This window comes from Streptomyces sp. 1331.2, from assembly GCF_900199205.1.
In the GTDB taxonomy this organism is placed as follows: Bacteria; Actinomycetota; Actinomycetes; order Streptomycetales; family Streptomycetaceae; genus Kitasatospora.
In genome coordinates this window covers 109,934-136,799 of the sequence record NZ_OBMJ01000002.1, presented here as the reverse complement: position 1 = coordinate 136,799, position 26,866 = coordinate 109,934, and the positions used below count along the sequence as shown (strand labels likewise).

Sequence of the window (26,866 nt, the reverse complement as noted above, 5' to 3'; positions counted from 1 at the left end):
GTGAACCTCTCATCGCAGGAGCAACGACGTGCACCAGCTCACGTACGGCGACATCAAGGCCGCCACCGACCGCATCGCCGGACGCGTCCGCCCCGTCGCCCTGTCCCGGGTCGATCCGGGCGCGATCCGCACCGCCCGCCGCGACCCCCTCGACGACCGCGAGGTCGAGCCGTGCGAGGTGTGGCTGGCCATGGAGTTCATGCAGCACACCGGCTCCTTCAAGGCCCGCGGCGCGCAGAACTTCATCCAGGCCCACCGCGACGCGAGCACCCTGCCCGACGCCGGGGTGACCATCGCGTCGGGCGGCAACGCCGGGCTGGCGTGCGCCTGGGCCGCCCAGCAGCAGGGCGTGCGCGCCACCGTCTTCCTGCCCGAGACCGCTCCGGCGGTGAAGGTGGCCAAGCTGCGCAGCTACGGCGCCGATGTCCGCCTGGTCGGCTCCGAGTACGCCGAAGCGCTGGCCGCGTGCGAGGAGTTCGCCGCCGCCACCGGCGCGCTCGCCTCGCACGCCTACGACAACCCGCTGATCGCCGCAGGGGCCGGCACCCTGCTGGAGGAGATCCACGCCCGGATCCCCGGCCTGGACACCGTGGTCGTCGCGGTCGGCGGCGGCGGCCTGTTCGCCGGTGTCGCCACCGCCGCCCGGCACCACGGCATCCGCACGGTGGCGGTGGAGCCGGAGAACTGCCGGGCGCTGAACGCCGCGATCGAGGCCGGCCGCCCGGTCGACGTCTCCGTGGACTCGATCGCCGCCGACTCCCTGGGCGCCCGCCGCACCTCCACCATGGCCCTGCACGCCGCCCGACAGGGCGGCGTGCGCTCCGTGCTGGTGGCGGACGCCGAGATCGCCCGCGCCCGGCAGGCCCTGTGGGACCACCGCCGGGTCGCCGTCGAGCACGGTGCCGCCACCGCCCTGGCGGCCCTGACCAGTCCGGATCAGCACACGCCGAACCGGGACCTGCCGACCCTCGATCTGCCGAGCCGGCCGGACCTACCGAGCCGGCCGGACGCGCTCAGCCGCAGCTACCGGCCGGCGAGTGGCGAGAAGGTCTGCGTGGTCCTCTGCGGAGCCAACACCGACCCCTCCGACCTGGCGACGAGCTGACGGGTTGCCCGACGGGGGCAGCCGAGCGGACGAACCGTTCGGCTGCCCCCGTCGCTGTGTGTTCAGCACGCGGGCGACAAGGTCCCCTGGTGTGACGGCCCCGAGGCAACGTGAACGTCCGCGCGGAATCACCCGATGGGCTGACCGCCTCTCGCATTGCCGGAGCTCTCCGCCCCGAGCTGGTGTCCTGTCCTCGGTGTCATCGTGCGGTGATCATCAGGAGGGGGCGCCATGACTGACACGTCGCCACAGGCCGTTGCCGACAGCGCATCGGCCGTCCGTCCGCCGCTTCCCGGGCCACGTCCTGGAGGCCGCGGCGCCGCCGAGAGGGTGCCCGAGGCCTACGCGCCCCGGATCTCGCGGATCCGTTCCGCGGTAGCGGCGGGAGAGTTCGCCCTGGCCGGCCGGCTCGCTGCCGAACTGCACCAGCGGATCGCAGCCGCACGCGGTGACCTGCACCCGGAGGCACTGCGGGCGCAGGAGGTGCACGCACACGTCGCCGCCCTCGGCGGCGACTTCGTACAGGCGGCCGACATCTACACGGCGGCCGCGGCCGGGTGGGCTAGCCGGGGCGCCGCTGCGGAGCGGTGGACGGCCTCGCGCAATGCGGCGGCCTGTCGGCAGCGGGCAGCCTCGACCGTCCGGAGCCGATCCGACTGGCTGCTCTGGACGGGCGTTTCGGGGCGCAGGGCCGTCATCGCGAGCGTCCTCGTGGCGGCGCTGTTCTCCGCGGCGACGTCCAGCAGTCCGCCGACGCGCCTCGCTGCAGCGCAACGACCTGCGGCGGATGGTCGGCCGGTCGCCCCCGACCCTGCACCCACCGCGCCGTCGACCCCGAGCCCGACGGTCGCGGCGCCGCGTGAACTGCCCCCGGCCGCCAGCGTTTCCGGCCCGACGGCGGAGCTCGAACCCACAGCGCAGCCGACCACGTCGGCAGACGAACCAGCCGGGTACCGTGTCCGGCCGGGAAACGCCCGGCCAGGGGGCCGGACGCCCGGACCGAGCGCGGCACCGCGACAGGAGCGGACTGCGCCCGACCCCCGGCCTGTGCCGGGGCCCGCGCCCGACACGGCCGCCGGGTCCGGGACGGATCCGTGCGCCGCCGCCCGCCAGTTCGGCCGGCTGCCCGACTCGCTGCTGGCGTTGTGCCACCGTGCAGCCGGGGTAGCGGGCCGACGGTCGGCTCCCCCGGCCGCACGGTCTGGGAGGTCAGGGCAGGACAGCTGACCAACGGAGGGCAGAGGGCGGTCAGGGGCGGTCGAGGAGGTCGGTGATCTTGTCGGCCATGGCGGCCTGGGCGGGGTTGGCGCCGGGGCGGGCCTGTTGGGCGGCGTGGACGGCGGTGGTGAGGGTGGCGCGGAAGTTGTCGGTCTCCTCGGGGGCTTCGGCGGCGAGCAGGACGAGGGAGCGGAGGATGGCGTCGAAGACCTGGTCGGCGATGTCGGCGGTCGACTTCCCGTTGAACTTCAGGCCCTTGGGCTTCTCCGCGAGGACGCGGCCGACCAGGCCGGTCGCGGCGGTGAGCGCCTTGCCGGCGGCCATACCGGCCTTGGTGGAGGAGATGGCGCCGGGGTCGGAGGCGGCCATCAGGACGGCGACGCCGTGGGCGGCGGTCTGCAGGGTCAGCTTGTCATCGGCGGTCAGGGTCGGGATGCCGGTGGTGGTCTGCTTGGACATGGTGGTCTGCTTCCTGTGCGTGGCTGGGGCGTTGGTGGGCGGGTCCGGTCAGTGGGCGGGTCCGGTCAGTGGGCGGCGGGCTGTACGGCGGCGGCCGTCTCCTCGTCCTCCTCCTGCGGGATCTCGTGCTGGGCCAGGCGGCTGGCGGGCAGGAACAGGCCCGCGCCGGCGGCCAGCAGGTAGCCGGCGGCGCAGACCAGGGCGCCCACGAGCAGGGCGGTCTTCATCACCGACGGGTCGTAGCCGTCGTGGGTCCGGCCGAAGAACACGACGCCGGTGACCGCGACGCCGAGCGCTGCGCCGAACTGCTGGAAGGTGCTGTAGACGCCGGAGGCGGCACCGGCGTCGCGGACGTCCACGGTGGCCAGGGCCAGGTCCACGAGCGGCACGACGAGGAAGCCGAGGCCGAGGCCGGCCAGCGCGAGCGGCCAGAGCAGGTCCCAGCCGGACAGGCCCGCGCCCTGGGCGTCGATGACGTGACGGGCCCAGAGGATGCCGCCGGTCTGCATCAGCGCACCGGCGATCACCAGTGGCTTGCCCGCCCTGGGGCCAGCGGCACGGAGGCGGCGGAGCCGAGGAAGGCGCCTGCGGTGAAGGGCAGCAGCGTCAGCCCGGAGGCGATGGCGGAGAAGTGCAGGCCGATCTGCAGGTAGAGGGCGAGGATCAGGAAGAACCCGGCCATGGCGCCGGAGAAGCAGAGTTGGACGATGCTGCCGGAGGTGAAGCCGCGGTCGGCGAACAGGTGCATCGGCGCCAGCGGCGAGCCGTCCCGGCGCATGCGGCGCCGCTGGTTGACCACGAAGGCGGCGAGGACGAGCGGGGAGGCCGCGAGCATCGCCCCGATCCAGCCGGGCCAGCCCGCCTCACGGCCCTCGACCAGCGGGAAGACGAGCAGGAACAGGCCGGCGGAGGCGAGCAGCAGGCCGGGGATGTCCAGGCGCAGCGGGTGGGCGGAGCGGGTGTCGGGTACGAGGCGCCAGGCGGCGGCGAGCAGGGCGAGGCCGATCGGGAGGTTGATGACGAAGATGCTGCGCCAGCCGATGGAGAAGGCGTCGACGGAGACGAGCCAGCCACCGAGCAGTGGGCCGGCGACGGCGGCCAGGCCGGAGACGGCGCCGATGATGCCGAGAACCGCGGCGCGTTCCCTGGGCTTGTAGAGGGCCTGCACGGAGGCCAGGACCTGGGGGACCATGAGGGCGGCGAAGGCGCCCTGGACGACGCGGGCGGCCACCAGGGTGTCGCCGTTGTGGGCGAGGGACGCGCCGAGCGAGGCGAGGGTGAAACCGGCCACGCCGGTGAGGAACACGGTCCTGCGGCCGACGATGTCGCCCAGGCGTCCGCCGGTGATCAGGACGACCGCGAAGGCGAGGGTGTAGCCGCCGACGACCCATTCGAGGTGGCCGGGGGTCGCGTGGATGTCCTTCTGGATGGCGGGGAGGCCGACGTTGACGATGGTGGTGTCCAGCAGGTCCATGAAGGACGCGACGATCAGGACGACCATCGCGAGGGCGCGGCGGCGGTGGACGGGGTTTCCGGCGGGCGCGGCGGGCTCGGGGGGTACTGCGGGTACGGGCGTGCGGTGCTCGGGCATGGGTCTTGGGTCCTCTTCGATGCGTGAGGGTGAACGACGGTGACGGGCCGAGTCGGGGCTCTGGGGATCGCGACTGCCGAAGGGCCCCGGCGGCGGGAAATCGCATGGCGTGGCCGTATGGCGCGAGTGGCATGGCATGACCATGGCTACGCCGCGAACTATTTCGTTCGGACGAAAGAAGCATAGCAACTGCTTCGGTGTAGCGAAACAGTTTGCTAACCTGAGGCCATGACCCGCGCCGGCAAGCCCACCGACCAGCCCTCCGATCAGCCCTCGCGCGAGGAGCTGATGGCCCGGCTGCACACGGCCGGACGGGAGCTCAGCACGGCCGCCGTCATGTTCCACGCGGCGCTCGCGCAGCTGAACGGCCTGAGCGCCACCGAGGAGAAGGCCATCGACCTGCTCCTGCGCCACGGCCCCTTGACCGCACGCGAGTTGGGCGAGCACTCGGGGCTGGCCCCGGCCTCGGTCACCGGGCTGGTCGACCGGCTCCAGCGCAAGGGCTTCGCCCGCCGGGTGCCGAACCCGCTGGACGGCCGGAGCGTCCTCATCGAGGCCGCGGAAGCCCCCAGCGAGGCCCTGGCACCGCACTTCACGCAGTGGACGGGTGCCCTGGACGCGCTCTGCGAGCGCTACAGCGACACCGAACTGGCCGCCATCGTCGACTTCCTGGGCTCCGCCGCCGTCCTCCAGCGCGAGGCGACCGCCCGTATGACCACGTCGCGCCCCACCACCCCCGGAACCGGGGCGACCTTCGAAGCCGGAACGGCCCTCGGCCGCGGCGAGAAGCTGACCCTGCAGACCGCCGCCCACGGCGTCGTCGCCCTGATGGCGGGCGCCGACCCCGGGGCGTTCTCCTCCGCCAGGGCCGGCATGGCCGGCGGCAAGGCGCTGTCCGCCGCCACCGGACTGGTCGGCCGCGTGCTCGCCGAGAAGCCCAAGGGCATGAAGCTCGGCGGGAAGTCGACCGCCGACCTGGCCGACCAGGTCTTCCCCGCCCTCGCGGCCTCCCTCGCCCTCCTCCGGGACCTCGACCCCGGCGAGGCCGACAACTTCCGCTCCGTCATCCGGACCGCCGTCGAGGCCGCGCTCAAGACCCGCCACGGCGGGAGCCCCGCCATGACCGCCATGGCCGCCAAGATCAGCACAACCCTCGACAACGCCTGACGCCCGGGGCACCTGCACCCGGGCCAGGTTTCGGTCCGTCAGGATGAAGAACCCGCGCAACCCCTCCACCCGCCCCGCCGGATCGCCGATAGCGGAGTAGCACATCGGCACCGGAGAGGAACCCAGCGAAATGACGAGTGCGGACGACCTGACGGACGCCCAGATGAAGGCCTTCGAGGAGAACGCGGCAGCCCTCGACCAGGTAGCGCAGCAGCTCCGATCGGTCCGGGAGCAGGCCCGCGCACGGTTGACGGCCGTCGGCATCATCGGCGAGGGTGATGGCGGCGGGGACGGCGATGACGACCGGTGCTTCCTCTGCACGTGTCAGGCGTTCGTCCCGACACCGCCCCACCCGAAGGCCCCGTGTGCGCGCCCGGGATGCGGGCACCCGCTCATCCCGGCCCACCGAGGGTGATCGAACTCCCCTACCGACTCACCATGCGTCGCGGGACCACGCCGCGCCGCTCGTACTCCATGACCGACTCGACGCGGGCGGCGACGGCTGCCCCGCACTCGCGGGTGACCATCGGTGACGGTGACTCCGCGTCCGTACGAGGTTCCGCAGGACGTCCGGGTCGTTGCTCAGCCCGCCACCGCCGCCCGCCGTGTCGGGCCCTGTCAGGCCCCGGCCCCGACCTGGTGTCACCGCTACAGGAGGCCCAGGTGGAGCTCGACGCCGGCTCCGTCGCAGCTGGCGTCCCACAGGCGTCCCGCGACGGCAGGATCGGTCATGTGCGCCCGGGCGGGCTCCAACCGGGGTGTGCCGCGCAGGCCGAAGGCCCTGGGGCCCCACAGCTGCCCTCCCTGCACGTACGGGTCCAGGACGGCCCGGACGATCGGCCAGGCCCCGCGGTCCTTGCCCTGGAGCAGCAGCCCGGCGGGCAGGCCGCGCAGCCGTGTGCCACGGCTTGCCACGTGCACCCCCGCCCGCGGCGGGGTCAGGGAATCGAGGGCGCCGCCGGGGTGGGCCACCACGCTGAGCACGGTGCTGCCGGCGGCGCGCAGGCGGCGGTCGAGCTCGAAGGCGAAGGACATCTGCGCCAGCTTCGACCGGCCGTAGGCGCGTCCGGGGCGGTAGTCCCGGCCCGACTGGAGGTCGTCCGGGTCCAGCCGCTCGGAGCGTGCCGCGAAGCTGCCCACCGTCACGATCCGGGCGGCGGGCGCCGCTGACAGCACGGGTGCCAGCGCTCGGGTCAGCGCAACGTGCCCCAGGTGGTTGACGCCGAACATCAGCTCGTGACCGTCCTTCGTCGTGCGCCGCGGTGGATCGTCGAGCGCGACACCGGCGTTGTGGACCACCGCGTCGAGGCGGTCGAGGCCGAGCCCGTCCGCGACGGTCCGCACGGACGCCAGGTCGGCGAGGTCCAGCGGGATGGCGCGCAGTCGGGCTCCGGGGACACGTGAGCGGATCGAGGCCATGGCGGCGGCGGCCTTCTCCCGGTCCCGGCTCCCGAGCACCACGAGGGCCCCGGTCCCGGCGAGTTGCTCCGCCACGAAGTAGCCGATCCCGGCATTGCCCCCGGTGATCAGGAAGGACCTGCCGACGGCGGACGGCAGCCGGTGAACGTCCCACGGCCGGCTCGGCGGTACGGAAGACCTCGGCGGTACGGAAGACATCGTGAACGGCTCCTTCAGCTCGGGGGACACGGCGCACTTTCCTACGCCGACCCGGCCCATGACACGACGTGCGCCCCACAGACCGCTGACAGATCGCCGTCACCACCGACAGACCTCCGACACCGTCCCGCCTCACCCCACCCGAGGAACGCCTCCTCGGTGTCAAGACCTGTGGGATCGGCGACCCGGCGGGAAGACTGAGGTTGAGTCTCCCGTAGGGGGAGGGGCGTGAGAGTGCGGGTATGGACGGCGACACGCTCTTCACGATCGGTGATCTGGCCCGGCGGACCGGGCTGACGGTCAAGACCGTCCGGTTCTACTCCGACACCGGGATCGTGCCGCCGACAGACCGCAGCCCGTCCGGCTACCGGCTCCGGCGGCGTCGGGCGTAGGCGATCGTGAGGACGGCGACCAGTGGCCCCCAGGCGAGCAGCGGCGCATAGCAGATGTCCATGATCACGCCCGCCGTGCCGTGCGGGAAGTCGGGGTGCTCCAGCGGCCCGTTCGGCACCAGGGTGACCGCCGCGCAGAGTCCCATCACCGCGACGGCACCCACGGCGGCCGGTATGACCACCACCAAGGGCGGGATGCGGCGGCCGCCCAACCGCGGCACCCAGCCCGGGACCCGCTCGCCCCAAGGCTTCACCAGGCCCAGCGTCAGGCAGGCGGCCGCCTGTGAGGCCACCGAGAGGATCAGCACGTAGACCATGATCGGCGTGCCCGTGTACAGCGAACCGAGCCGGCCGGTGAAACCGACATCGGCTCCGAAACCGAGCAGGAGCCGCCACACGCACGAGGGCACCGTGCAGAGCACGGTCGCCCAGGCCGCCCACACGGCCCAGCGAGGGGCGACGATCCGAGCGTTGGACGACGAGAACTGGCTGGCCATCACGGGCTCCGTCGAGGTGAGGTGAGGTGGACCGACCTCTTGACGATGTCACCAGCCGGCAAGCAGGGACATCATCCGGCCGGCCCGACCACCTCCCTCGCACGGGGGACTCGCCCCTCAGCCCCCCGGACGTCCGCTGGGGGCGTCCCGTCCCTGATCTCCGGCGGATCGGGGGCGGGGTGATGAAGCGCTCGGTCACACACCTGCGCGGCGGCGGGGTCAGGAGGGCGGGATCCAGGCGCGGACTTCGAGGTACAGGATGTCAGCTTCGGGGACGGCGCGGCCGGTGTCCACGAGCCAGGTGCGCATGGCCTCGGTGACGTCGCCGTGGTGGGCGGCGACGCGGCGGGACCATTCGGCGGCGTCGAAGCCGCCGGTGGAGGCGGAGCCGTAGGTGCGTTCCTCGGTGCCGTCGGCGCGGGGGACGAAGCCGCGGCGCAGGCCGCCGGAGTCGCGGTCGGAGCCGGCGGAGTAGACGTACTGGTCGGCGCGCATGCGGACGGTGAAGGCGAGGCGGCCGCCGGCCCGGCCGGTGGCGTGGACGACCGGGGCGAGGTGGGAGGCGCCGGAGCGGATGGCCTGGCGTCCGGCGCGCCCGGCCATCGACTCGCCGGGCGTGCCGACCACGTCCTTGCCGCGGACCCGCGCCTTCTGGCCGGTCCTGGTGCGGCGGCGCACCACGTTCTCGCCCGCGATCCCGGCTAGTGCCTCGGTGTCGCGCTCGCCGCCGCGCACCGCCCGGACGACCTGGCGCAGCGCGTCCACGAAGGCCGCGCCCTTGCCCTTGGTGAAGAACTGGGAGACGAGTGAGGCGTCGCGGCCCAGCATTGCGGCGACCTGGCGCTTGGTGAAGCCCTGGTCGAGCAGTTGCTGGGTCAGGCGGGCGGCCTCGTTGGGGTTGTTCGGGTCGGCGGGGCTCACCGGTCACCTGCCGTCCGGGCGAGTTCGGCGCGGCCCTGGGTGCGCAGCGCCAGGTACTGCTCCTGGCTGGTGGGGTGCGGGACGGGGCCGGTGAGATGGCCCTTGAGGAGGTAGTCACCGGGTTCGCCCCGGTAGGGCCACGGCTGGCGCTCGGTCAGGGCGATGCCGTCCGTGCCGAAGTACACGACGGTGCCGGGCCTGGCGTGCAGGGCACCCGCGACGCCGACGACCTCCCTGCCCTGGCGGTACTTCATGTCGAGCAGCGCCGCCCGCGCCCCCGACCACACGTAGGCCGCCCATTCGGGGTGGGCGTACGGGTCGCGGGAGAAGCCCGCCTGCCGCTGCCAGGTGACGACCGCCGCGTCCTGGCCGAGGATCTCCACGCCCGGCGGCAGCGCCTCGCCGACGGGCGTGGTGCCGGAGACCAGGCGCGGGCGCTGCGCGAAGCCGCCGAGGCCGAACAGCAGGACGGCGCGCACGGCGCGGGAGGCGAGGTAGGCGGCGGTGCGCTGTCGCTCGTCGGCGTGCGCCGTCGACAGGTGGGTCAGGTCCGCCCACGCGGCCTTGAGTCGCTTGCCCCACTCGTCCAGCGGCTTGCCGTCCTCCCACACCAGGCCGCCGAGGACTTCGATCCGCCACGGCGCCAGGTGGTTGGCGAGGGCCAGGTGGACCTCGGCGCCGCCCGCCCAGGTGGTGAAGGTGGCACCGGGCTCGGAGGGGTAGACCCAGGCGCGGTCCCCGGTGACGGGGGCGGGCAGCAGGCCGACGTGGTTCCAGCCGGACGGGACGGTGACCCGCACGTTCCAGTGCGAGCAGGACATCAGGGCCTTGGTCTGCTCCTGCTCGGTCATCGCGGCGAAGCGGGCCGCGGTGATGCGCTGCGGGGTGCCAACCGGGGACTTCCACAGGTGCTTGGCGTAGGCGAAGGTGCGGTCGTACTCCACCAGCGCGGGCAGCTCGGCGGGGACGCGCGGGGGCAGGATCAGCTCGGTACGGCCCTGGCCACCGGTGGCGTGCAGCAGGCCGCGCAGCTCCTCGGACAGCACCGGGTAGCCGCCGGCGAAGCGGCCCTTGACCGGGACGGTGCGCGACCACAGGTCGCGGCCGGTCTGCGACGGCGAGCCCATCAGCACCGCGTCGTCCCAGTGCCGACGCAGCGCCTGCCAGAGCAGCCGGAACGCCTCCCGGCAGGTGACGACGTCGGCGCCGTCCGGGTCGAACCACTCGCCGATGCTGCGGAGCTCGGTGGCGCCGCTGTCGGGCGCAGCCGACGGGGCGTAGCGGCCGACCGGCTGGCGCTGGTGGACGAAGTGCCCGGCCAGCTTGTCGCGGCCGCTGCCGACGGCGGTGGTCCAGCGCTCTGACGGGGTGTTCAGCCAGGCCGCGACCGCGTCCTTGAGGGTGGCGTAGCGCTCGGCGCCGTCGTGCCAGGGGGCACCGGCGGTGAGGTAGATCCGCTCGGTGCCGGGCGCGTCGGCGAGGACGGCGTCCAGGATCTCGCCGGGCGTACGGGCGCCGAGGTCGACGCGCACGACGCGGTCGCGCACCGCGAGCTCGCCGGTCGCGGCGTCCAGGAAGACCGTGGCGCGGGCCTGTTGGGTGAAGTTGGGGCGCTTGGAGACCAGCCCGGTCGTCACGGCCTCGAAGCGGGCGCCCGCCGCGCCGTCCGGGACGGTGGGCAGCTCGCGCGGGGCGGCTTCGGGCACCGGGTGCGGCGGCGGGTACGGGGGCTGCGACGGCTCGGCGGCGACGACCGGAGCGACTGTAGCGACCGAAGCGACCGAGACTGCGGATTCGGCTGACGTGTCGGCTGACGTGTCGGCTGACGTGTCGGCGGCGGGCTCGGATGGGGGCTCGGCGGCCTTTACGGCGGGGGCGATCGGCTGAGCCGCAGACTGCTCCTCGACCTCGGCCTCAACCGCTGCCGATGCCGCTGCCGATGCCGCCGCCCGCACCGAGGCCGGGGTCGGGTCCAGCACCGGCGCGAGCCGCACCACGTCGGCCACCGACAGCCCGCCCGCCTTCGCGATCGCGTCCGCCTTCGCCCCCTCGTACCCGGCGAGGCCGGTCACCCGGCGGGCGCGCTGCGCGGTGAGCTTGTCCAGTTCCTTCTGCGCGGCGGCGACGGCCTTCTCGGCGGCGGTGATCCCGGCGCGCAGCTCCCGCAGGCCGGCGAGTTCGGCGGTGTACGTCTTGCGGTCCATCGGCAGGTCACTCCCCTTCGGCGGCAGGACGGCCTGCGGTGACGTAGGCGATCGGCCCGCCGGAGACGGACGGGAGCCGGGTGCCGAGCAGGACGGCGGCCAGGCGGGCGTCCTCGGCGTCGGTCGGGGCGGCGGCGTTGGCGGGGGCGGTGAGGTCGTTCAGGTAGCCGACCAGCCTGGCGTGCGGGAAGCGGTAGCGGGCCGCGGTCCCGGTGGCGCCGTCGGACTCCCAGCCGGTCAGGCCGGTCAGCACGGCGACGACGAAGGAGGCCACCGTCACCGGCAGCGCCCCGCCCGCAGCCACGCGGGCCGGGTCGCACCGCCACCAGCCCGACAGCGAGGCCAGCAGCTGCGCCTGGTCGAGTGCCGTGCCGAAGCCGATCCACTCCCGGCCCGGCTCGTCCACCCGCTGCGGGGCGTCCGCGCGCAGCACGGCGAGCTCCGCCGCACCGGTGACGGCGAGGTCCGCGTCCGGCCGGGCCTGCAGCGCCTGCAGTCCGGCCAGCGGGAACACCTGCCGGCCCGCGTCGCGCACACCGGGGACCAGCCCGGTGGCCATCAGCTTCTTCACCGTCGGGATCGAACACCCGAGCGCCGCCCCGGCCTGCCCGGTCGTCACGAACACCCCCACGGTCTCCACGCCTCTCCAGTCAACTCGAAATGCGACGGACCCCGACTCTACGCCTCCCGAGCGACGTCGCCGTGCGGCCGGCTCAGAAGCCCGCCGTGTCGAGTTCGACGTCCAGCGGGGCCGGGAGCCGGAGCGGGGTGCCGAAGGGGTGCGGGCCTTCCACGCGGGTGTAGCCGAGCCGGCCCGGCTGGGAGAACAGGGTGCAGGTGCGTTCCTGCCGGTCGACCAGGAGGTAGACGGGCGCGCCGAACTGGGCGTAGCGACGGCGCTTGGCGGTCCGGTCGGTGTCGCCGTTCGACGGCGAGGTGACCTCGACGACGAGCACGGTCTGGTCCGGCAGGAGGGCGCCCTCCGTCCTCGCCAGCTCGGCGGGCACGACGGCGAGGTCGGGGACGTAGAAGTTCTCCGTGCCCGGCAGGTCGAGGTTCCCGGAGCCGGCGCGCAGGCCGAGCTCGCGCATGCGGGGCCCGATCTGTTCGCGAATCAGGTCGACGGCGGTCTCGTGGGCCCAGGACGGTGACACGGGGGTGATGACTCCCTCGACGATCTCGACGCGGTCGCCCGCGATGTGCTGGATCGCGTATTTCAGGGCCTGCTCCGGATTCGGCACCCGGCTGTAGTCGCCCGGGCCGGCGTGCGCTGTGCTCACGTGCTGCTCTCCTGTCCGGATCTCTGTCCTCGGGATCCTCGGGACCGGCGACGGTCGGGGGCGACGGTCGGGGGTGACGGTCGGAGGTGACGGTCGGAGGTGACGGTCGGGGGAGACAGTCTCTGAGGTGACGACCGGGCCGGCGGGAGCCGAGGCGCCTGGAAAACGATACTGGCCGCGGAGACCGTCGACCGTCGGATGGCTGTGCCGGCCCGGCAGGCCCGTCGCCCCCGCCGGTCACCGCAGTTGACGGATCGCGCCCGCGGGGCAGGATCACCGGACTGGCGGTCCCACCGTGCACAGCCGTGCGCCGCGTGGCTACCGTCGACAGGAGGCCGACGACGCCTCCCCCTCCCCCCGACCAGGAGATCCTCATGGCAGCCGACGCTGTGCAGGTGGCGCCCGATGCGTACAAGGTCCTCTTCGAGAACGATCGGGTGCGGCTGCTCGAAGCCCGGCTCCAGCCCGGTGCCACGACAGCCATGCGCCACCACCACGACAACCTCGTCTACAACCTCGCGGACGGGCAGGCGGCCTTCACCGACGAGTCCGGTGCGACCGTCGAGGTCTCGCTCGTGGCCGGCTCGACGATGTGGTCCCCGGCCGTGGACCACTCCACGCACAACACCGGAAGCACCGAGGTCCGCTCGCTCATCTTCGAGCTGAAGCAGCCGGCTTCGAACTGACGCAGCGGCCCGGGGCGGGCCTGACCGACGTCGCTACCGAGCGTGGGTGGCCCGGTAGCGGGTGGGCGGGGTGCCGCGGTGGCGGGTGAAGGCGCGGGAGAAGGCGAACTCGGAGGTGTAGCCGACGGTGTTGGCGATGCGGGTGACCGATTCGCTGGTCTCTCGGAGCCTTCGTGCGGCGATCTCCAGGCGCCAGCGGGTGAGGTAGGCCAGCGGGGGTTCGCCGACGAGGCGGGTGAAGCGGCGGGACAGGGTGGCGCGGGAGACTCCGACCTCCCGCGCCAGGCTCTCCACGGTCCAGGTCCGCCCGGGTTCCTCGTGGATGAGGGAGATCGCGGCGGCGACTTCGGGGTCGCGCAGGGCCGCCCACCAGGCGGCGCCGTGGTCCGGAGAGCCCGGCAGGGCCGCCCACTGCCGCAGGATGTGGACGAAGAGGACGTCGACCAGGCGGTCGGTGATGGTCTGTGAGCCCGGTGCCGGATCGGCCAGTTCGGCGGTCAGCATGCGCAGCGTCTCGGTGAGGTCGTGCCGGCGCGCCGAGGGGTCGGCGGGCAGCAGCAGCACGGGCGGAAGAGCCAGCAGCGGGTGGGAGGCGTGGGTGTCGAAGCGGTAGCCGCCGCAGACGACGCGGGTCTGCGGTCCGGTGCCGGGGAAGTCGATGGGCGTGCCCGGCCCGCCCGGCCCACCCGGCCCGCCGGGCTCGCCCGGCCCGCTGCGGGGCGCCCGCGTGACGTCCTCGAACCGGACTGCCGGGGCCGTCGGGTCGCCGGCCATCACATGGCCGGTGCCGGCCGGGAGCAGGACGAGGTCACCCGCCGTCAGGGGAAGCGGCTCGGCGCCCGGGCGGCGCAGCCAGCAGCTGCCCTGGGTGACGTGGTGGAAGACCGCCGAGGGCAGGTGCGGGAACTCGATCCCCCACGGCCCGGCGGCGCGCACCCTGGCGGTGACCGTACCGCCGATCTTCGTGGCGGACAGCACATCGGCGAGGACATCCATGCCCGGACCCTACACGCGATGAGACGAACGGACAGGAATCCGCACCGGACAAGCATGGAACGGCTCATACGGGCACCCATAGCGTCAGAGCCATGGCACACACCACAGTCATCCCGGTACCGGTGCTGGGCAAGCGCAACGTCAACGCCCATCTCCTCCTCGGCCGTCGGGCGGTCCTGGTCGACACCGGCATCCCGGGCAGCGGCGCGAAGATCCTGGCCCGCATCGCCGAGCACGGCGTCGAGCCCCGCGACGTCTCGGCGATCGTCATCACCCACGCCCACATCGATCACTTCGGCTCCGCCGCGGAACTGCGCCGGGCTACGGGGCACCGGTGGTCGCCCACGTCGCGGATCTCGGGCCCTACACGACGGGCCGGATCCGGGAGCCGTACCTCCCCACCGGACGGTTCGGCCGCTTCCTGGACCGGCTGGACGCCTTCCACGAACACGCCGAACCGTTCCGGCCTGACCTGCTGGTCGACGGTCCGGGCACGCTGGACGAGTACGGCGTCGACGCCCGGATCATGCCCACCCCGGGACACACCGCCGGTTCGATCTCGGTCCTCACGGACGAGGGCGACCTCGTCGCGGGCGATCTGGTCGCCACCTCGTTCCTCGGCCTCGCCCACCGGAAGCCGGCCAACCCGCCCTTCCACGACGACCCGCTCGGCAACCTGGCCAGCCTGCGTGCCATGCTCGCGCTGAAGCCGACCAGGCTGCACGTCGGCCACGGCGGACCGCTGGACCCGGCACGAGTGGCGACGTGGGCGGCCGGGGAACAGCGCCGGCTGGACCGGCTCGCCGCCCGCGGCCGGCTCCGCACCCGGGCGCAGGCCGACGGCCCCGCGGGGAAGCCGACGAGCGACGGGCGATGAGCCGGACGCGGCCGCGGCGATGAGCCGGACGCGGCTGCGGCGGTGAACCGGACGCTGCCGGCCGGGCGGTGAACCGGACGCTGTCGGCCGGGCCCTGCTGGCCGGGCCGTCCGGCAGTCGGACGTGTCCTGTCGGATTCCCGCGGTATCTGCTGAGCTGCCGGGTGTGAACGACGAGGGCGAAGGACAGGACGACCGGCGGCGGTGGCTGGTACTGGCCGTCGGGATGGCGGCGATGACGGCCGGCTGCGCGTTCCAGTTCGGGCTGCCGTACCTGATACCCGCGCTGCGGGCGGACGGCCTCTCGCTGGGCCGGGCGGGGCTGCTCGCGGCCTGTCCGACCATCGGGCTGGTGCTGACGCTCACCGCGTGGGGTGCGGCGGCGGACCGGTGGGGTGAGCGGTGGGTGCTGGCGGCCGGGCTCGGGCTGGGCGGGCTGGTGCTGGTCGGCGCGGCGGCGGTGCACGGGCCGGTCGGGCTGGGCGTCTGCTTCCTGCTCGCAGGCGCGGCCGGGGCGTCGGCGCACGCGTCGAGCGGGCGGCTGATCCTGGGGTGGTTCCCGGCGCGGGAACGGGGGCTCGCCATGGGGCTGCGGCAGACCGCTCTGCCGCTGGGCGTCGCGGTGGCCGCGCTGCTGCTGCCGCCGTTGGCCGTGCACGGACGGGCCGTCGCGCTGCTGGTGCTGGGTGGCTTGAGCGTGGGCGCCGCGCTGCTGGTGGTCGGGGCCGTCCGGGATCCCGCCCGCCCGGCCGGCGGGCATGGCGCCCGGGCCGCGAACCCGTACCGGACGCCGGTGCTGTGGCGGCTGCACGGCGCGGCCACCCTGCTGGTCGTACCGCAGTTCACGGTGTCGGTGTTCGCGCTGGTCTTCCTGGTGGACGAGCGCGGCTGGGCGCCGTCGACGGCCGGACCACTGCTGGCCTGCGTCCAGCTCGCCGGGGCGGGCGCGCGTCTCGCGGCCGGGCGCTGGTCGGACCTGGCGGGCAGCCGGACGGGCCCGATGCGGCGGCTGGCACTCACCGCGGCCGGAGTACTGGCGGTACTGGCCGCGGGGGTGCTGACCGATTCGGCGGTGGCGGTGGCGGCACTGGCGGCGGCGGGCGTGGTGACGGTGTCGACGAACGGTCTCTCCTTCACCGCCGTGGCCGAGTACGCGGGTTCGGCGTGGGCGGGCCGGGCCCTGGGCGTCCACACCACCGTGCAGAACGCCGCCGCGGCGTGCGTGGGCCCGACGGTGGGCGCACTGATCGGCGGTTTCGGGTACGGCTGGGCGTACGCGCTGGTGGTGGCCTTCCCGCTGGTGGCCGCCGCGGTGGTGCCGTAGCGGCGCCGTAGCACCGCCGCAGTGGCGCCGTACGGACGCCGCAAGAGCGCGGCAGGGACGCCGTAAGGACGCCGCGGCCGGGGCCGGGGCCGCAGGCAGCGGGCCCTGAGGACCCTGAGACCCTGAGGACCCTGAGGGCCCTGCGCGGGTATCGGGCCGCGGATCGCTCAGCGGACGAGCCCGTGCAGGAGGAGTTCGGCGAGGTGGCCGTAGGCCTCGGCGTCGGCCAGGCCGGTGGCGGCGGCCACCTGGCGCTGCTGGATGCGGACCATCACCGAGGTGATCACCTCGGCGGCGAAGGCGACCTGGACGTCGCGGAACGCGCCGGCCGCCACGCCCTCCGCGATCAGCTGCTGCACCCGGGCGGCTGCCGCCCGGGTGTTGCGCTCGTACACCTCGGCGGCGGGCTCGAAGGCAGCCACGTCGTCGAAGAACTGCGGTGACACCGGGGCCAGTTCGGCCGCGACCGCACGCAGGTAGGCGGCCAGCCGGTCGACGGGGTCGGACTCGGCGGCCAGCGCGGCCTCCACGTGGCCGGTGGCGCGCCGGAAGAAGTGCACCACGACGGCGCGGACCAGTTGCTCCTTGCTGCCCGCCAGCCCGTACAGCGTGCGCTTGGAACAGCGCAGTCGGGCGGCCAGGTCGTCCAGGGTGAAGCGGGCGAAGCCCTCGCCGATCAGCAAGGTGACCAGTTCCTCGAACAGCTCCCACCGGCGCGCGGCACCGCGTCCGGTCAGCTTCGGGGCGCCTGTTCCTGAGGTCTCCATCACCGGAGCAGTATTTCAGGGCCCGCCCATCCTCTACTCTATCCGGTACTGACGTACCGCTTTGAGTACCGCTTGGAGCCACCATGGCCGTCGACCGCCTGCTCCCCACCGAGGAAGCCGAGGACCTGATCGCCCTCGTCCGCGACCTCGCCGACCGGGAACTCACCTCCCGGGTCGAGCAGCACGAGAGCAGCGAGAGCTACCCCGAGGGACTGTTCGCCATCCTCGGCAAGGCGGGGCTGCTCGGCTTGCCCTACCCGGAGGAGTACGGCGGCGGGGGCCAGCCGTACGAGGTCTACCTCCAGGTGCTGGAGGAGCTGGCCGCACGCTGGGCGGCGGTCGCCGTGGCGACCAGCGTGCACACGCTGGCCTGCCATCCGCTGAACGGCTTCGGCACCGCCCAGCAGAAGGAGCGGTGGCTGCCGGCCATGCTGGCCGGGGAGACCGTCGGCGGCTACAGCCTCTCCGAGCCGCAGGCCGGCTCGGACGCCGCCGCGCTGGCCTGCAAGGCGGACCGGACCGAGGACGGCGCCTACCGGATCACCGGCACCAAGTCCTGGATCACCCACGGCGGCAAGGCCGGGTTCTACGCGCTCTTCGCCCGCACCGCCCCCGGCAACCGCGGCGTCTCCTGCTTCCTGGCGCCCGGGGCCGTCGCCGGCCTCACCTTCGGCGCGCCCGAGAAGAAGATGGGCCTCCAGGGCATCCCGACCGCCGCCGCCTACTGGGACGGTGCCCGGCTGGAGGAGGCGCGGCTGATCGGCGAGGAGGGCCAGGGCCTGCAGATCGCCTTCAGCGCCCTCGACTCCGGGCGCCTGGGCATCGCCGCCTGCGCCACCGGCCTCGCCCAGGCCGCCCTGGACGCCGCCGTGGCCTACGCGAACGAGCGGACCACCTTCGGCCGGAAGATCATCGACCACCAGGGCCTGGGCTTCCTGCTCGCCGACATGGCCGCCGCCGTCGACTCCGCCCGCGCCACCTACCTGGACGCCGCCCGCCGCCGCGACGCAGGGCGCCCGTTCGGCCGGCAGGCCAGCGTCGCCAAGCTGGTCGCCACCGACGCCGCCATGAAGGTCGCCACCGACGCCGTACAGGTGCTCGGCGGCTACGGCTACACCCGCGACTTCCCGGTCGAGCGCTACATGCGCGAGGCGAAGATCATGCAGATCTTCGAGGGGACCAACCAGATCCAGCGGCTCGTGATCAGCCGCGGGCTCACCCCCTGACCTGCCGCTGCCACTGCCGTTTCTTCCCGCCCCGCTTCCGCTTCCGCCACCACGAGGAGTTCTCCATGGACATCAACGGTTCCGCCGCCCTGGTCACCGGTGCCGCCTCCGGCCTGGGTGCGGCCACCGCCGCCGCCCTCGCCGCGCGCGGCGCCACCGTCTACGGCCTGGACCTGGACAAGGCCGTCGCCGCCGCCGGCCCGCAGCCGGACGGGGTCACCCTGCTGGCCGCCGACGTCACCGAGGAGGAGCCGGTCCGCGAGGCCCTGGCCCGGATCGACGCCGACGGCGCCGAGCTGCGCCTCGCGGTCAACTGCGCCGGCATCGCCCCCTCGGCCCGCGTCCTGGGCCGCAAGGGCCCGCACGACCTGGACCTCTTCCGCACCGTGCTGAACGTCAACCTGCTCGGCACCTTCAACGTGATGCGCCTGGCCGCCGAGGCGATCGCCCGCCACGAGCCGGACGCCCACGGCCAGCGCGGCCTCGTCGTCAACACCGCGTCAATCGCCGCCTTCGAGGGCCAGGTCGGCCAGATCGCCTACGCGGCCTCCAAGGCGGGCGTGGCCGGCATGACCATCACCGCCGCCCGTGACCTCGCCCAGTACGGGATCCGGGTGGTCACCATCGCCCCCGGCATCGTGGACACCCCGATGATGGCCGGCTTCGGCGACGAGGTCCGCGCCGGCCTCGCCGCCGGCGTCACCTTCCCCCAGCGGCTCGCCCAGCCCGCCGAGTACGCCCGCCTGGTCACCATGATCGCCGAGCACGACTACCTCAACGGCGAGACCATCCGGATGGACGGCGCCCTGCGGATGTCCGCCCGGTAGCCCGACGCCGTAACCCCGTCCCGCACCCCGCCCGCCACACCCGGAGCCCGCCCGATCACCCCGACCGGGCGGGCTCCGCTTGTGCACCCACCCCGTTGATGCGGGTCTCGGCACCGCGGCCCGGCTATGTCATCATGTGATGACATCGAACGATGACATCACATGATGACACCGAGGAGCACACGTCCATGGAACCGCTGCCGACGCGACGTGAGCGGGCGCTGGTGCCCGTCCTGGCGTTCCTCAGTGCAGTGGTGGCGGTGATCAGCAGTCTCGGTGCGCCGATGATCCCCACCATCGCGGCCGTCGACCACGTCCCACTCTCCGAGGCCCAGTGGTCCCTGACCATCACCATGCTGGTCGGAGCGGTCGCCACCCCGGTGCTCGGCCGCCTGGGCGACGGACCGCACCGCCGTACCGTCACCCTCGCCGCCGCCGCGGTGGTCGTGCTCGGCAGCGTGCTGGCCGCGCTGCCACTCGGCTTCGGCTGGCTGGTCACGGGGCGCGCACTGCAAGGCGTCGGACTCGGACTGACCCCGCTCGCCATCGCCACCGCACGGGACAGCCTTCCCCCCGCGGCCTCCCGCTCGACGGTCGCACTCCTGTCCGTCACCACCGTCGCCGGCGTCGGCCTCGGCTACCCGATCACCGGCCTGATCGCCGAGTCCTTCGGCATCCACGCGGGCTTCTGGTTCGGCGCCGTGATCAGCGCCCTGGCGCTGGTCCTGGCCTCCTTGGTCCTGCCCCCGACCACGGACCGCGAGCGGCGCCCGCTGGACGCGCCGGGCGCGGTACTGCTCGGCCTGGCCCTGGTCGGACTGCTGCTGGTGCTGAGCGAGGGCGAGACCTGGGGCTGGGGCAGCGCCATGCTGTGCACGGTGGCGGCCCTCTCCCTGGTGCTGCTGGTCGGCTGGGTGTGGCACGAGCTGCGCACCACCCACCCTCTGGTCGACCTGCGCTCGCTGCGCAACCCCGTCGTCCTGACCGCGGACGTGGCCGGCCTGGTCGCGGGCGTCGGGATGTACCTGCTGATGTCCCTGGTGATCCGCTACGTCCAGACCCCGACCGGCACCGGCTACGGGCTCGGTGCCTCGGTCGTGGTGGCCGGCCTCGTCCTGGTGCCGTTCTCGGCGGCCAGCCTGCTGTCCAGCAAGGTGGTCCCCGGCCTCGCCCGGCGCACCTCCTCCGCCGTGGTGCTCCCGCTGGGCTGCACCGTCTCGCTGGCCTCGATGCTGCTCTTCCTGTCCGCCCGCGACCACCTCTGGGAACTCCTGGTGGTGATGGCCGTCGCCGGACTCGGCGTCGGCTGCACCTTCGCCGTGATGCCCGGACTGATCGTCGATGCGGTGCCCGCCCACGAGGTCGGCAGCGCGGTCAGCTTCAACCAGGTGCTGCGCTACATCGGCTACTCCAGCGGCAGCGCGCTGTGCGGCGCCCTGCTCCAGGCGCACACCGAACCGGGACGCCGGCTGCCCACCGACAGCGGCTACCGGGACGCGGCCCTGATCGGCTGCGCGGTGTGGGTGGTGATCGGCCTGGCTACGATCGTCCTGCCGCGGCTCGGTGCCGCGACCGCCCTCCGGAGGGGTGCGCGCGTGGACGAGGGGTTGATCGTGGCAGAGGACATCGACGAGGTGGTCGCCGGCGAGAGCACGGCACCCGTCCTACGCGCCGGGACCGAACGGTGACCGACACGACCCCCGAGGCCGGCGGATCCGCCCCCGAGGGCGGCAGCCGTCCGGAGCCGTCCCCCGCACCCCGGCGCCGGGACGCGGCCCGCAGCCGGGAACTCCTGATCCGGGCAGCGACGGAACTCTTCGCCGAGCGCGGATTCGACCGCACCACCATCCGGGAGATCGGCGAACGGGCCGGCGTCGACCCGGCCCTGATCGCCCGGTACTTCGGCGGCAAGACGCAGCTCTACCTGGCCACCGTCCGGCTGGAGCTGGGCGACACCGCACCGGCCGACCTCCTGGAGGAGGACCGCCTGCGCACCCTGCTGGAGCGCCTCGCCCAGCGCGGCCCCGGCCCGAGCTTCCAGGCCGCGGTCCTGCCCGGCGACAACACCGAGGTGCAGCAGGCCGCCCGCTCATTCCTCCACGAGCGCCTGGTGCAACCGCTCCACGACCGCTTCACCGCCGAACAGGCCGACCGGCCCCGGCTGCGCGCCGAACTGGCGACGGCCGCCTTCGCCGGAATCGTCCTGGCCCGCGCCGGCGGCGCGTTCGACGAACTCACCGAGGCCACCCCCGAGGACCTGCTCCCCCTCCTCCACGACCTCCTCGCCGCCGCCCGCCCCGCCCGGTAGGACGGGACACCCGCCTCGAAGCCCACGTCGAGCGCTACGAGCAGTCGACCCGAACAGGGCCGCGCCGTGCCCCCGAGGCGGCCGGTGGCGTCAATCCCATGGTCACCGAACCGCCCTCTCGCGTCGTTCGAGCCATGCGAGGTACCAGGTACGGAAGGTGTGGAACCTGCCATCTGCATCGACGCACGGTTCGAACGGCGGGTTGACCCCACAGTCCCGCTCCCGGATTTCACCACGGCGCGGACCGACGGCGATCAGCCAGCCGGTCACCCCGCAACCACTGTCCCCGACGTGGATCGCCCCCCGCCCGCGGTGCAGGTGCCAGACTTCGTCCCCGGCGTCGCCGAACACCTTGCGACAGTCGTCCAAGTAGTCGTTGTCCTCGTCCCGGACAGTGGGCTCATACCCGGCCGCGCGCAGGGTCGCTTGCTGCCACTCGGGCCACCCCTCCGTCTCGACGAACGGCCCGCCGGCGTCCAGCCGCCAGGGATGGTCCTCGTCGTCGTCCCAAACCCATCCCCACCGCCCGTCGACCCGACGCAGCGAGGTGAGCCTAAGCGCCGGTCCAGGCCCGCCCACCCCGACCTCCGTCAGGAACGTGCGGTACTCCTCGGGAAGCGCAACACCGAACTGCGCCTCAGCCTCAGCGATCTCACCGCCGGTCAGAACCGGCTCGAACGCCGGACGCCCGGACGGCCCCAGGCCACAGGCCCGCCGCTCGGCCGCCTCCACCGCAACGACGCGCTCCCGGACTCCCGCCCAGCCCGTGTTCGCGTTCATGGGTCTCCTTCCGACGGCAATCACGGACAGGTACTTCTCATGGCGGTGACCAGGTGACCTGGGGATGGGACTTCCTCCCCAGCAGGGAGGTAGTCACCGATAACCTCCCCCCCCCAAGTTCCTTGTCGAGACCGAACTCAAGGCCGATGAGCTCGTTCGATCTGCAGAAGAACGCCATCCCACCGGGTCGTCCTACCAGGGCTGTGGTGAGCCAATGTGCCACCTCAACGTCGCAGGCGGGATTCTCACCTACTACATCGTCCCGCGCCTAAAACTGGTCGTGATCTGTCAGTTGATTCCACCGCCTATCTGACCTCGCCAGCAGCACCTATCAACCAGCACCAGTTGTCCCACTGGCGCGGGGAGCACGAGGTCCCCGCGCTTGTACCTTGTCGAGGGATCGCCCTGAGCCTTGCTCCGAAGGGACTTCCTACGGTCCTCGCCTCAAGCGTGGCCTCCACGATGCACGATGGGTGGGTCCTGGCCTGCGTGGGTTCTATTCGCGAGCCAGGTCCTGATCGGCCGCGGGCTGGAGACTTGCCATGGCGACCAGGGTCAGGCCGTCGAAGTCGAGGGGTTTGCGGCGTTGTTCGCCGGCTGTTCGGAGTTCGAAGCCCTGTTCGTTGGCTGCGGTGTGGACGAGGACTGCGACGCCGGGGCCGATGCAGCCGGTGACGGCTTGCCAGAGCTCTTCGCGGACCTTGGCGGAGATGGTGCCGACGTAGAGCTGGGGTGTGACCTCGATGAGCCAGCGGGTGAGGGCGCCGCGGACGTGGTCGGGGACGGCGGAGGCGGAGAGGACGGTCATGGTTGCCACGGGTGCTCCCTGACCGGGTGGGACGTCACAGCAGTTCCTCCCCGGCGTAGTTGACGCCGCCGGGGATCGGGCCGGAGACCGGGTCCCAGAGGTCGACGAGTTGTTCTTCCGGGTCGGGGAAGGCGATGTCCTGGTCCGGGGCGAGGAGGCGTTGGATGTCGGTGACGATGCGCGGGAGGAGGCGGAACAGGCGCAGGCCGTCGCGGAAGCCGCGGCGGGCGTCGGCTTCCGGTTGGGGGGAGGCGTGGAGGGAGAAGGCGAGCGGGATGGTGAGTTCGGCCTTGTAGAGGTCGGCGACGTCGTAGACGAAGGCCTGCTGGTTGCCGTTGTGCACGAAGCCGAGGGCGGGTGAGCAGCCGAGGGCGAGGACGGCCGCGTGGACGATGCCGTAAAGGCAGGTGTTGGCGGAGGAGAGGGCGAGGTTGACCGGGTCCTGCTGCTCCCACGAATTCGGGTCGTAGTCGCGGCGGAAGCGGCCGATGCGGTGCTGCTGGGCGAGGAGGCGGTAGTGGGCCTTGACCCGTTGGCCTTCCAGGCCGCGGAGCTTGTTGAGGCTGCTGCCGGCCGAGACGGTGCCGCGGCCGAAGCGCTGCTCGTACATGGCGGTGGCGACGGCCAGGCGGGTGCTGTCGTCGGCCCAGGCGCGGGCCTGGCGTTCCAGCCAGACGGTGCTGAGGGATTCGGGGACGGTGGCGGCGTAGCAGCGGACGCCGCCGGATCCGGCGATGACGACGGTGGTGCCGTGGCGGGCGAGGGTGGAGAGGGCCCGGGCGGTGATGGAGGTGCCGGGGCCGAGGAGGACGCAACTGAGGGCGGCGGTGGGCAGGTAGACGGTCTCAGTGCCGCGGTGGGGACTGGTGACTTCTGCGCAGACGCCGGTGTCGTCCTGGACGATGCGGACGATGTCGAGGTAGAGGAAGGAGAGGGAGTCGGCGACCCGGGGCAGCATGGCCACGGTGGGGGCGGCCAGTTTGCGGCGGGCCGCGCCCTGGTCGGGGCGGCCGGCTCCGGGGCCGGAGCGGCGGGCAGTCACTGGGGCCCCCGGTGCGGGGCGATGCTGAGGAGGCCGCAGCCGTAGGCCTTGCCCTTGCCGATGCCATCGGTGACGCGGGTGCGCAGGAGGTCGGCGTCGGTGATGACGGCGGTGCCCTCGAAGAGGACGCGATCGTGCTTGACGGGCCGCTGGTCGCTGCGCCGGTTGCCCCTGGCGGCTTCGAGCGGGCTGGAGTGGACGGTGCCGAGGTCCAGTCCGGAGGACTGCGCCTGGCGGGCCCACCAGTCGTCGGCGGCGGCACCCTGGAGGGGGACGACGGCCTTGAGCCGGTAGAGCTCGCGGGTGGCCCGGCCCGGTCGGCGGATGGGGTTGGCGGCGATGCGGTAGCGGATGTGCAGGCCGGGGCGGAGGGCTTCGAGGAGCGGGGTGAGCGGTTTGGTCGCGGCCCGGCCGTACCCGGCGGGGAGGCGGTCGAGGTCGGGCTCTCGGGCGCTCTGCAGGAGGATCTGGTCACCGGCGGGGGTGGACTCGCTGCGGAAGAGGACCCCGAGGCGGCGGCGCGGTTCGTCGTCGGCGACGTGGTCGGGGAACAGCGACATCACGCGGTGGTGCAGGTCGACGGCGCCGGCGCTGTCGCGGCGGGCGTCGCGGCTGCGCGGGTCGGGGACGATGCGGGTCAGCCACAGGGTCATGCGGGGACGCTTTCGGGGCGGGTGGGGTGAGAGGGGCGGCCGGGGTGGGTGGTGTGCCGGTCGAGGTAGTCGCCGAGGGCCGTGAGGTAGCCGGCGGCGAGGCCTCGGCAGCGGTCGGCGGGCAGGGTGAGGGTGCGCTGGTAGCGGGGGCGGGCGCGGTAGGCCCGCCGGCGGGGGTGGAAGGTGAGGGGGTCGTCGGTGACTTCTCCCGCGGGGGTGCTGCCGTCGTCCTCCCCGGCTCGGGGGCGGTCCCCGGGCTGGGGGTGGTCGCCGAGGCGGTCGAGTGGCTGGTCGCTGTGGAAGAGGACGTCGACGGTCCTCGTGCCGGCGCGGGCCCGTCGGGCGATCGGCAGGTGGACCAGGTGGTGCAGGGGGTCGTCGACCAGGCCGAGCAGCAGCGGGCCTTCGGGCGGGCAGGAGCGGCGCCCCAGGTACGGGGGCCAGTGCGGATTGCGCAGGGCTTCCGCCCACCTGTCGAGGTCCTCGGGGTCCGCGGGGTCCGCGATGGTGACGACGGCGGTGAAGGCGGCGTCGGCGAGGTAGTAGCGGTGCGACAGCAGGGTGGCGGTGGCGCCGGTGCGCTTCTTCCCCTCAGCGGTGGTGACCGTACGAGCGGCGGGCAGGCCTCCGCCGACGGTGTGCAGGTCGCGCAGGATCGTGCCCGGGCGGTCGGTGCGGACGGTCAGCGAGAGACGGGCGAGGTCGCCGATGTCGTCGCCCCGCTTCCTGCCGAGGGCCGCGGCGAGTAGGCCGATGACGCCGGAGCGGGTGGGGAAGGGCGCGGTGTCGCGTTCGTTGAACTGGCCGGTCTCGCCCCAGGACTGCAGCGGTGCGGCCAGGTGCAACAGCAGTCCCCGGGTGTCGAGGGTGGCGGGGCTCATACGCCGGCCCCGGCGGGGGCGGTCGTGCCGGGGGCGGTGGGCGCGTTGACGGGGGCCGTGGTGAAGGCGGCGTCGATGAGCTCGGGGAAGGAGTCGACGCGGGTGCCCAGGCCGTCGAGGTCCTTGTCCTCGACGCTGGCCCAGGCGGCGGCGACCGTGCCGCGCCGGCCGAGGAGCTTGTTGGCGGCGGTCGCGTAGCGGGCGAGGGCGACGCGGGAGGCCGGGCCGTAGCCGCCGGTTTCGTGGGAGGCGACGGGCTGTTCGAAGGCGGCGGCGTAGGAGAGCGGGCGGTCGCTGCGGACGGCGATGTGGACGAGGTCGGGGATGGTGTGCGGGGCGGTGGCGGTCTTCTTGGCGCGCGGGAGGGAGAGGATGAACGCCTCGGCGAAACCGGCGGCGAGTTCGCGGGCGGCATCGCGGTCACCGCCGAGGTTGGCCGCGAGGTCGGCGAGGTCGACGGTGGCGTAGCGGTAGAAGACGCCGGCGCTGAACTCGGCGTGCCCCATGTGGGCACTGCCGGTGGTGTCGCCCCAGGCGGAGGTGACGTCATCGACCGCGGAAAAGTAGTCCAATTCGACGTCGGTGCCGTGGGTGGTCAGGGCGTGGGCGACCTGCACGGCGCCGTCCACGCCGGCGTCGTCGACCTCGGCGAGCATCCGGCCGAAGAGGTTGATGACGCCGTTGCGGCTGCGCAGGATCGCGTCCACGGCCTCCTTGGGCAGGACGCTCTTGTCACTGGCCTTCTTGATGTCCTTCGCGGCTTCGAGCTCGGCGCGGTGCGCGGCGGCGAGGGCGGCCAGCTCGGCGACGGCGGTCTCCGGCACGTAGACCATGGCGTTGGTGGTGATGACGGGCGAGTCCTTGGCCGTCTCGAACTTGATGCTGCTGCCGGCGGCCACGTGCTGGCCGGCGCGCTGGGCGAGCTCGGTGGGCCAGCCGTGCTCCTCCTGGAGGAGGCGGGTCACGCGGGCGCCGATGCGGCGGGTGCGCAGGGCCTGTTCGCCGAAGCTGGCCTGGAAGTACTCGCGGACGGCGCGCTTCCAGGACTGGCTGCTGACGCGGGTGCGCTCGGTGTCGCCGTAACGGACGGTCTTGACCGAGTTGTTGTCGTCGCGGTTGAGGTTGGCGAACGGGATGCTCTGGACGACGTGGATGTCGAGGAAGCGGGCGGTGGTGCGGTCGGGGGCGGGCATGCTCTGCTCCTGGGGGTGATGTGGGCGGGTGGGTGAGGTCGGTAGGGC

At 73.5% G+C, this 26,866-nt stretch carries 27 protein-coding genes and 2 pseudogenes; 12 read left to right on the top strand and 17 right to left on the bottom strand.

The window, feature by feature from the left end; translation table 11 throughout:
• The first annotated feature begins 28 nt into the window (after positions 1 to 28).
• Positions 29 to 1,105 carry a threonine/serine dehydratase gene (locus tag CRP52_RS33680; protein ID WP_097240633.1) on the top strand — a complete coding sequence of 359 codons (1,077 nt, stop codon included), beginning with the start codon at positions 29 to 31 and terminating at the stop codon, positions 1,103 to 1,105.
• Between the two features lie 1,248 nt (positions 1,106 to 2,353).
• Here CRP52_RS33680 and CRP52_RS33675 read toward each other — a convergent pair.
• The 3 genes from CRP52_RS33675 to CRP52_RS33665 all read right to left on the bottom strand — a co-directional run bounded on the left by CRP52_RS33675 (position 2,354) and on the right by CRP52_RS33665 (position 4,373).
• Positions 2,354 to 2,782, bottom strand: coding sequence for a hypothetical protein (locus CRP52_RS33675; RefSeq protein ID WP_097240632.1), 429 nt, complete (start codon positions 2,780 to 2,782; stop codon positions 2,354 to 2,356).
• A 65-nt stretch (positions 2,783 to 2,847) separates the two neighbouring features.
• The gene (locus tag CRP52_RS33670; RefSeq protein ID WP_097240631.1) at positions 2,848 to 3,309 is read right to left on the bottom strand and encodes a hypothetical protein; all 462 of its coding nucleotides are present in this window, start codon (positions 3,307 to 3,309) and stop codon (positions 2,848 to 2,850) included.
• Positions 3,306 to 4,373, bottom strand: coding sequence for an MFS transporter (locus CRP52_RS33665; protein WP_179853109.1), 1,068 nt, complete (start codon positions 4,371 to 4,373; stop codon positions 3,306 to 3,308). The genes CRP52_RS33670 and CRP52_RS33665 overlap by 4 nt, the downstream gene beginning before the upstream one ends.
• A gap of 228 nt (positions 4,374 to 4,601) precedes the next feature.
• Between CRP52_RS33665 and CRP52_RS40100 the strand changes: the two genes are divergently transcribed.
• Both CRP52_RS40100 and CRP52_RS33650 read left to right on the top strand, forming a co-directional pair.
• The gene (locus tag CRP52_RS40100; RefSeq protein WP_257033182.1) at positions 4,602 to 5,540 is read left to right on the top strand and encodes a MarR family winged helix-turn-helix transcriptional regulator; all 939 of its coding nucleotides are present in this window, start codon (positions 4,602 to 4,604) and stop codon (positions 5,538 to 5,540) included.
• Positions 5,541 to 5,670: 130 nt separating this feature from the next.
• Positions 5,671 to 5,955 carry a hypothetical protein gene (locus CRP52_RS33650; protein WP_097240629.1) on the top strand — a complete coding sequence of 95 codons (285 nt, stop codon included), beginning with the start codon at positions 5,671 to 5,673 and terminating at the stop codon, positions 5,953 to 5,955.
• 233 nt (positions 5,956 to 6,188) lie between these two features.
• Here CRP52_RS33650 and CRP52_RS33645 read toward each other — a convergent pair whose 3' ends face one another.
• Positions 6,189 to 7,157, bottom strand: a complete 969-nt coding sequence (locus CRP52_RS33645) for an SDR family NAD(P)-dependent oxidoreductase (RefSeq protein ID WP_097240877.1) — start codon at positions 7,155 to 7,157, stop codon at positions 6,189 to 6,191.
• A 242-nt stretch (positions 7,158 to 7,399) separates the two neighbouring features.
• On the opposite strand from CRP52_RS33645, the pseudogene CRP52_RS33640 reads away from it, so the two are divergent.
• Positions 7,400 to 7,531 (top strand): annotated as a pseudogene (locus tag CRP52_RS33640) (MerR family DNA-binding transcriptional regulator); the annotation flags it as partial.
• Here the strand turns inward: CRP52_RS33640 and CRP52_RS33635 are convergent.
• From CRP52_RS33635 to CRP52_RS33615, 5 genes are all read right to left on the bottom strand, one after another.
• Entirely contained in the window at positions 7,522 to 8,046 is a 525-nt protein-coding gene (locus tag CRP52_RS33635) for a hypothetical protein (protein ID WP_097240628.1), read from the bottom strand. The pseudogene CRP52_RS33640 and the gene CRP52_RS33635 overlap by 10 nt on opposite strands.
• A gap of 219 nt (positions 8,047 to 8,265) precedes the next feature.
• Positions 8,266 to 8,967: a helix-turn-helix domain containing protein gene (locus CRP52_RS33630; RefSeq protein ID WP_097240627.1), complete on the bottom strand. Its 702-nt coding sequence runs from the start codon at positions 8,965 to 8,967 to the stop codon at positions 8,266 to 8,268.
• Positions 8,964 to 11,171 (bottom strand): hypothetical protein, encoded by a 2,208-nt coding sequence (locus tag CRP52_RS33625; protein WP_097240626.1) that lies wholly within the window; start codon positions 11,169 to 11,171, stop codon positions 8,964 to 8,966. Before CRP52_RS33625 ends, CRP52_RS33630 begins: the two co-directional genes overlap by 4 nt.
• A 7-nt stretch (positions 11,172 to 11,178) precedes the next feature.
• Positions 11,179 to 11,796: a DNA-binding protein gene (locus CRP52_RS40095; protein WP_257033181.1), complete on the bottom strand. Its 618-nt coding sequence runs from the start codon at positions 11,794 to 11,796 to the stop codon at positions 11,179 to 11,181.
• A gap of 88 nt (positions 11,797 to 11,884) precedes the next feature.
• Positions 11,885 to 12,451, bottom strand: coding sequence for a Uma2 family endonuclease (locus CRP52_RS33615; protein WP_097240625.1), 567 nt, complete (start codon positions 12,449 to 12,451; stop codon positions 11,885 to 11,887).
• Between the two features lie 374 nt (positions 12,452 to 12,825).
• Between CRP52_RS33615 and CRP52_RS33610 the strand changes: the two genes are divergently transcribed.
• Positions 12,826 to 13,137 (top strand): cytoplasmic protein, encoded by a 312-nt coding sequence (locus CRP52_RS33610; RefSeq protein WP_097240624.1) that lies wholly within the window; start codon positions 12,826 to 12,828, stop codon positions 13,135 to 13,137.
• Between the two features lie 33 nt (positions 13,138 to 13,170).
• Here the strand turns inward: CRP52_RS33610 and CRP52_RS33605 are convergent, their stop codons facing one another.
• Positions 13,171 to 14,133, bottom strand: coding sequence for an AraC family transcriptional regulator (locus tag CRP52_RS33605; RefSeq protein ID WP_097240623.1), 963 nt, complete (start codon positions 14,131 to 14,133; stop codon positions 13,171 to 13,173).
• Between the two features lie 92 nt (positions 14,134 to 14,225).
• On the opposite strand from CRP52_RS33605, the pseudogene CRP52_RS40090 reads away from it, so the two are divergent.
• The 3 genes and pseudogenes from CRP52_RS40090 to CRP52_RS33595 form a co-directional block, all read left to right on the top strand.
• A pseudogene (locus CRP52_RS40090) lies at positions 14,226 to 14,414 on the top strand (MBL fold metallo-hydrolase); the annotation flags it as partial.
• Positions 14,415 to 14,467: 53 nt separating this feature from the next.
• Positions 14,468 to 15,010, top strand: a complete 543-nt coding sequence (locus CRP52_RS33600; RefSeq protein WP_257033213.1) for an MBL fold metallo-hydrolase — start codon at positions 14,468 to 14,470, stop codon at positions 15,008 to 15,010.
• A 165-nt stretch (positions 15,011 to 15,175) separates the two neighbouring features.
• Positions 15,176 to 16,333: an MFS transporter gene (locus CRP52_RS33595; protein ID WP_257033180.1), complete on the top strand. Its 1,158-nt coding sequence runs from the start codon at positions 15,176 to 15,178 to the stop codon at positions 16,331 to 16,333.
• Positions 16,334 to 16,500: 167 nt separating this feature from the next.
• Here the strand turns inward: CRP52_RS33595 and CRP52_RS33590 are convergent, their stop codons facing one another.
• A complete protein-coding gene (locus tag CRP52_RS33590; RefSeq protein WP_218893210.1) occupies positions 16,501 to 17,103 on the bottom strand; it encodes a TetR/AcrR family transcriptional regulator in 603 nt (200 codons plus the stop codon).
• 80 nt (positions 17,104 to 17,183) lie between these two features.
• Between CRP52_RS33590 and CRP52_RS33585 the strand changes: the two genes are divergently transcribed.
• The 4 genes from CRP52_RS33585 to CRP52_RS33570 all read left to right on the top strand — a co-directional run bounded on the left by CRP52_RS33585 (position 17,184) and on the right by CRP52_RS33570 (position 21,461).
• The gene (locus tag CRP52_RS33585) at positions 17,184 to 18,326 is read left to right on the top strand and encodes an acyl-CoA dehydrogenase family protein (protein WP_097240621.1); all 1,143 of its coding nucleotides are present in this window, start codon (positions 17,184 to 17,186) and stop codon (positions 18,324 to 18,326) included.
• A gap of 65 nt (positions 18,327 to 18,391) precedes the next feature.
• Positions 18,392 to 19,153, top strand: coding sequence for an SDR family NAD(P)-dependent oxidoreductase (locus CRP52_RS33580; protein WP_097240620.1), 762 nt, complete (start codon positions 18,392 to 18,394; stop codon positions 19,151 to 19,153).
• 188 nt (positions 19,154 to 19,341) lie between these two features.
• Positions 19,342 to 20,841, top strand: coding sequence for an MFS transporter (locus CRP52_RS33575; protein ID WP_097240619.1), 1,500 nt, complete (start codon positions 19,342 to 19,344; stop codon positions 20,839 to 20,841).
• Positions 20,838 to 21,461: a TetR/AcrR family transcriptional regulator gene (locus CRP52_RS33570; RefSeq protein WP_097240618.1), complete on the top strand. Its 624-nt coding sequence runs from the start codon at positions 20,838 to 20,840 to the stop codon at positions 21,459 to 21,461. The genes CRP52_RS33575 and CRP52_RS33570 overlap by 4 nt, the downstream gene beginning before the upstream one ends.
• 102 nt (positions 21,462 to 21,563) lie before the next feature.
• Here CRP52_RS33570 and CRP52_RS33565 read toward each other — a convergent pair whose 3' ends face one another.
• The 6 genes from CRP52_RS33565 to cas7e all read right to left on the bottom strand — a co-directional run bounded on the left by CRP52_RS33565 (position 21,564) and on the right by cas7e (position 26,818).
• A complete protein-coding gene (locus CRP52_RS33565; protein WP_097240617.1) occupies positions 21,564 to 22,241 on the bottom strand; it encodes an SMI1/KNR4 family protein in 678 nt (225 codons plus the stop codon).
• Positions 22,242 to 22,737: 496 nt separating this feature from the next.
• On the bottom strand, positions 22,738 to 23,058 hold the full coding sequence (gene cas2e / locus CRP52_RS33560) for a type I-E CRISPR-associated endoribonuclease Cas2e (RefSeq protein WP_097240616.1): 321 nt from the start codon (positions 23,056 to 23,058) through the stop codon (positions 22,738 to 22,740).
• A 25-nt stretch (positions 23,059 to 23,083) separates the two neighbouring features.
• Positions 23,084 to 24,007, bottom strand: a complete 924-nt coding sequence (gene cas1e / locus CRP52_RS33555) for a type I-E CRISPR-associated endonuclease Cas1e (protein ID WP_097240874.1) — start codon at positions 24,005 to 24,007, stop codon at positions 23,084 to 23,086.
• Between the two features lie 80 nt (positions 24,008 to 24,087).
• Positions 24,088 to 24,744 carry a type I-E CRISPR-associated protein Cas6/Cse3/CasE gene (gene cas6e / locus CRP52_RS33550; protein ID WP_097240615.1) on the bottom strand — a complete coding sequence of 219 codons (657 nt, stop codon included), beginning with the start codon at positions 24,742 to 24,744 and terminating at the stop codon, positions 24,088 to 24,090.
• Positions 24,741 to 25,625 (bottom strand): type I-E CRISPR-associated protein Cas5/CasD, encoded by an 885-nt coding sequence (gene cas5e / locus CRP52_RS33545; RefSeq protein WP_097240614.1) that lies wholly within the window; start codon positions 25,623 to 25,625, stop codon positions 24,741 to 24,743. Before cas5e ends, cas6e begins: the two co-directional genes overlap by 4 nt.
• Positions 25,622 to 26,818, bottom strand: coding sequence for a type I-E CRISPR-associated protein Cas7/Cse4/CasC (cas7e, locus tag CRP52_RS33540; RefSeq protein WP_097240613.1), 1,197 nt, complete (start codon positions 26,816 to 26,818; stop codon positions 25,622 to 25,624). The genes cas5e and cas7e overlap by 4 nt, the downstream gene beginning before the upstream one ends.
• Between the last annotated feature and the right edge of the window lie 48 nt (positions 26,819 to 26,866).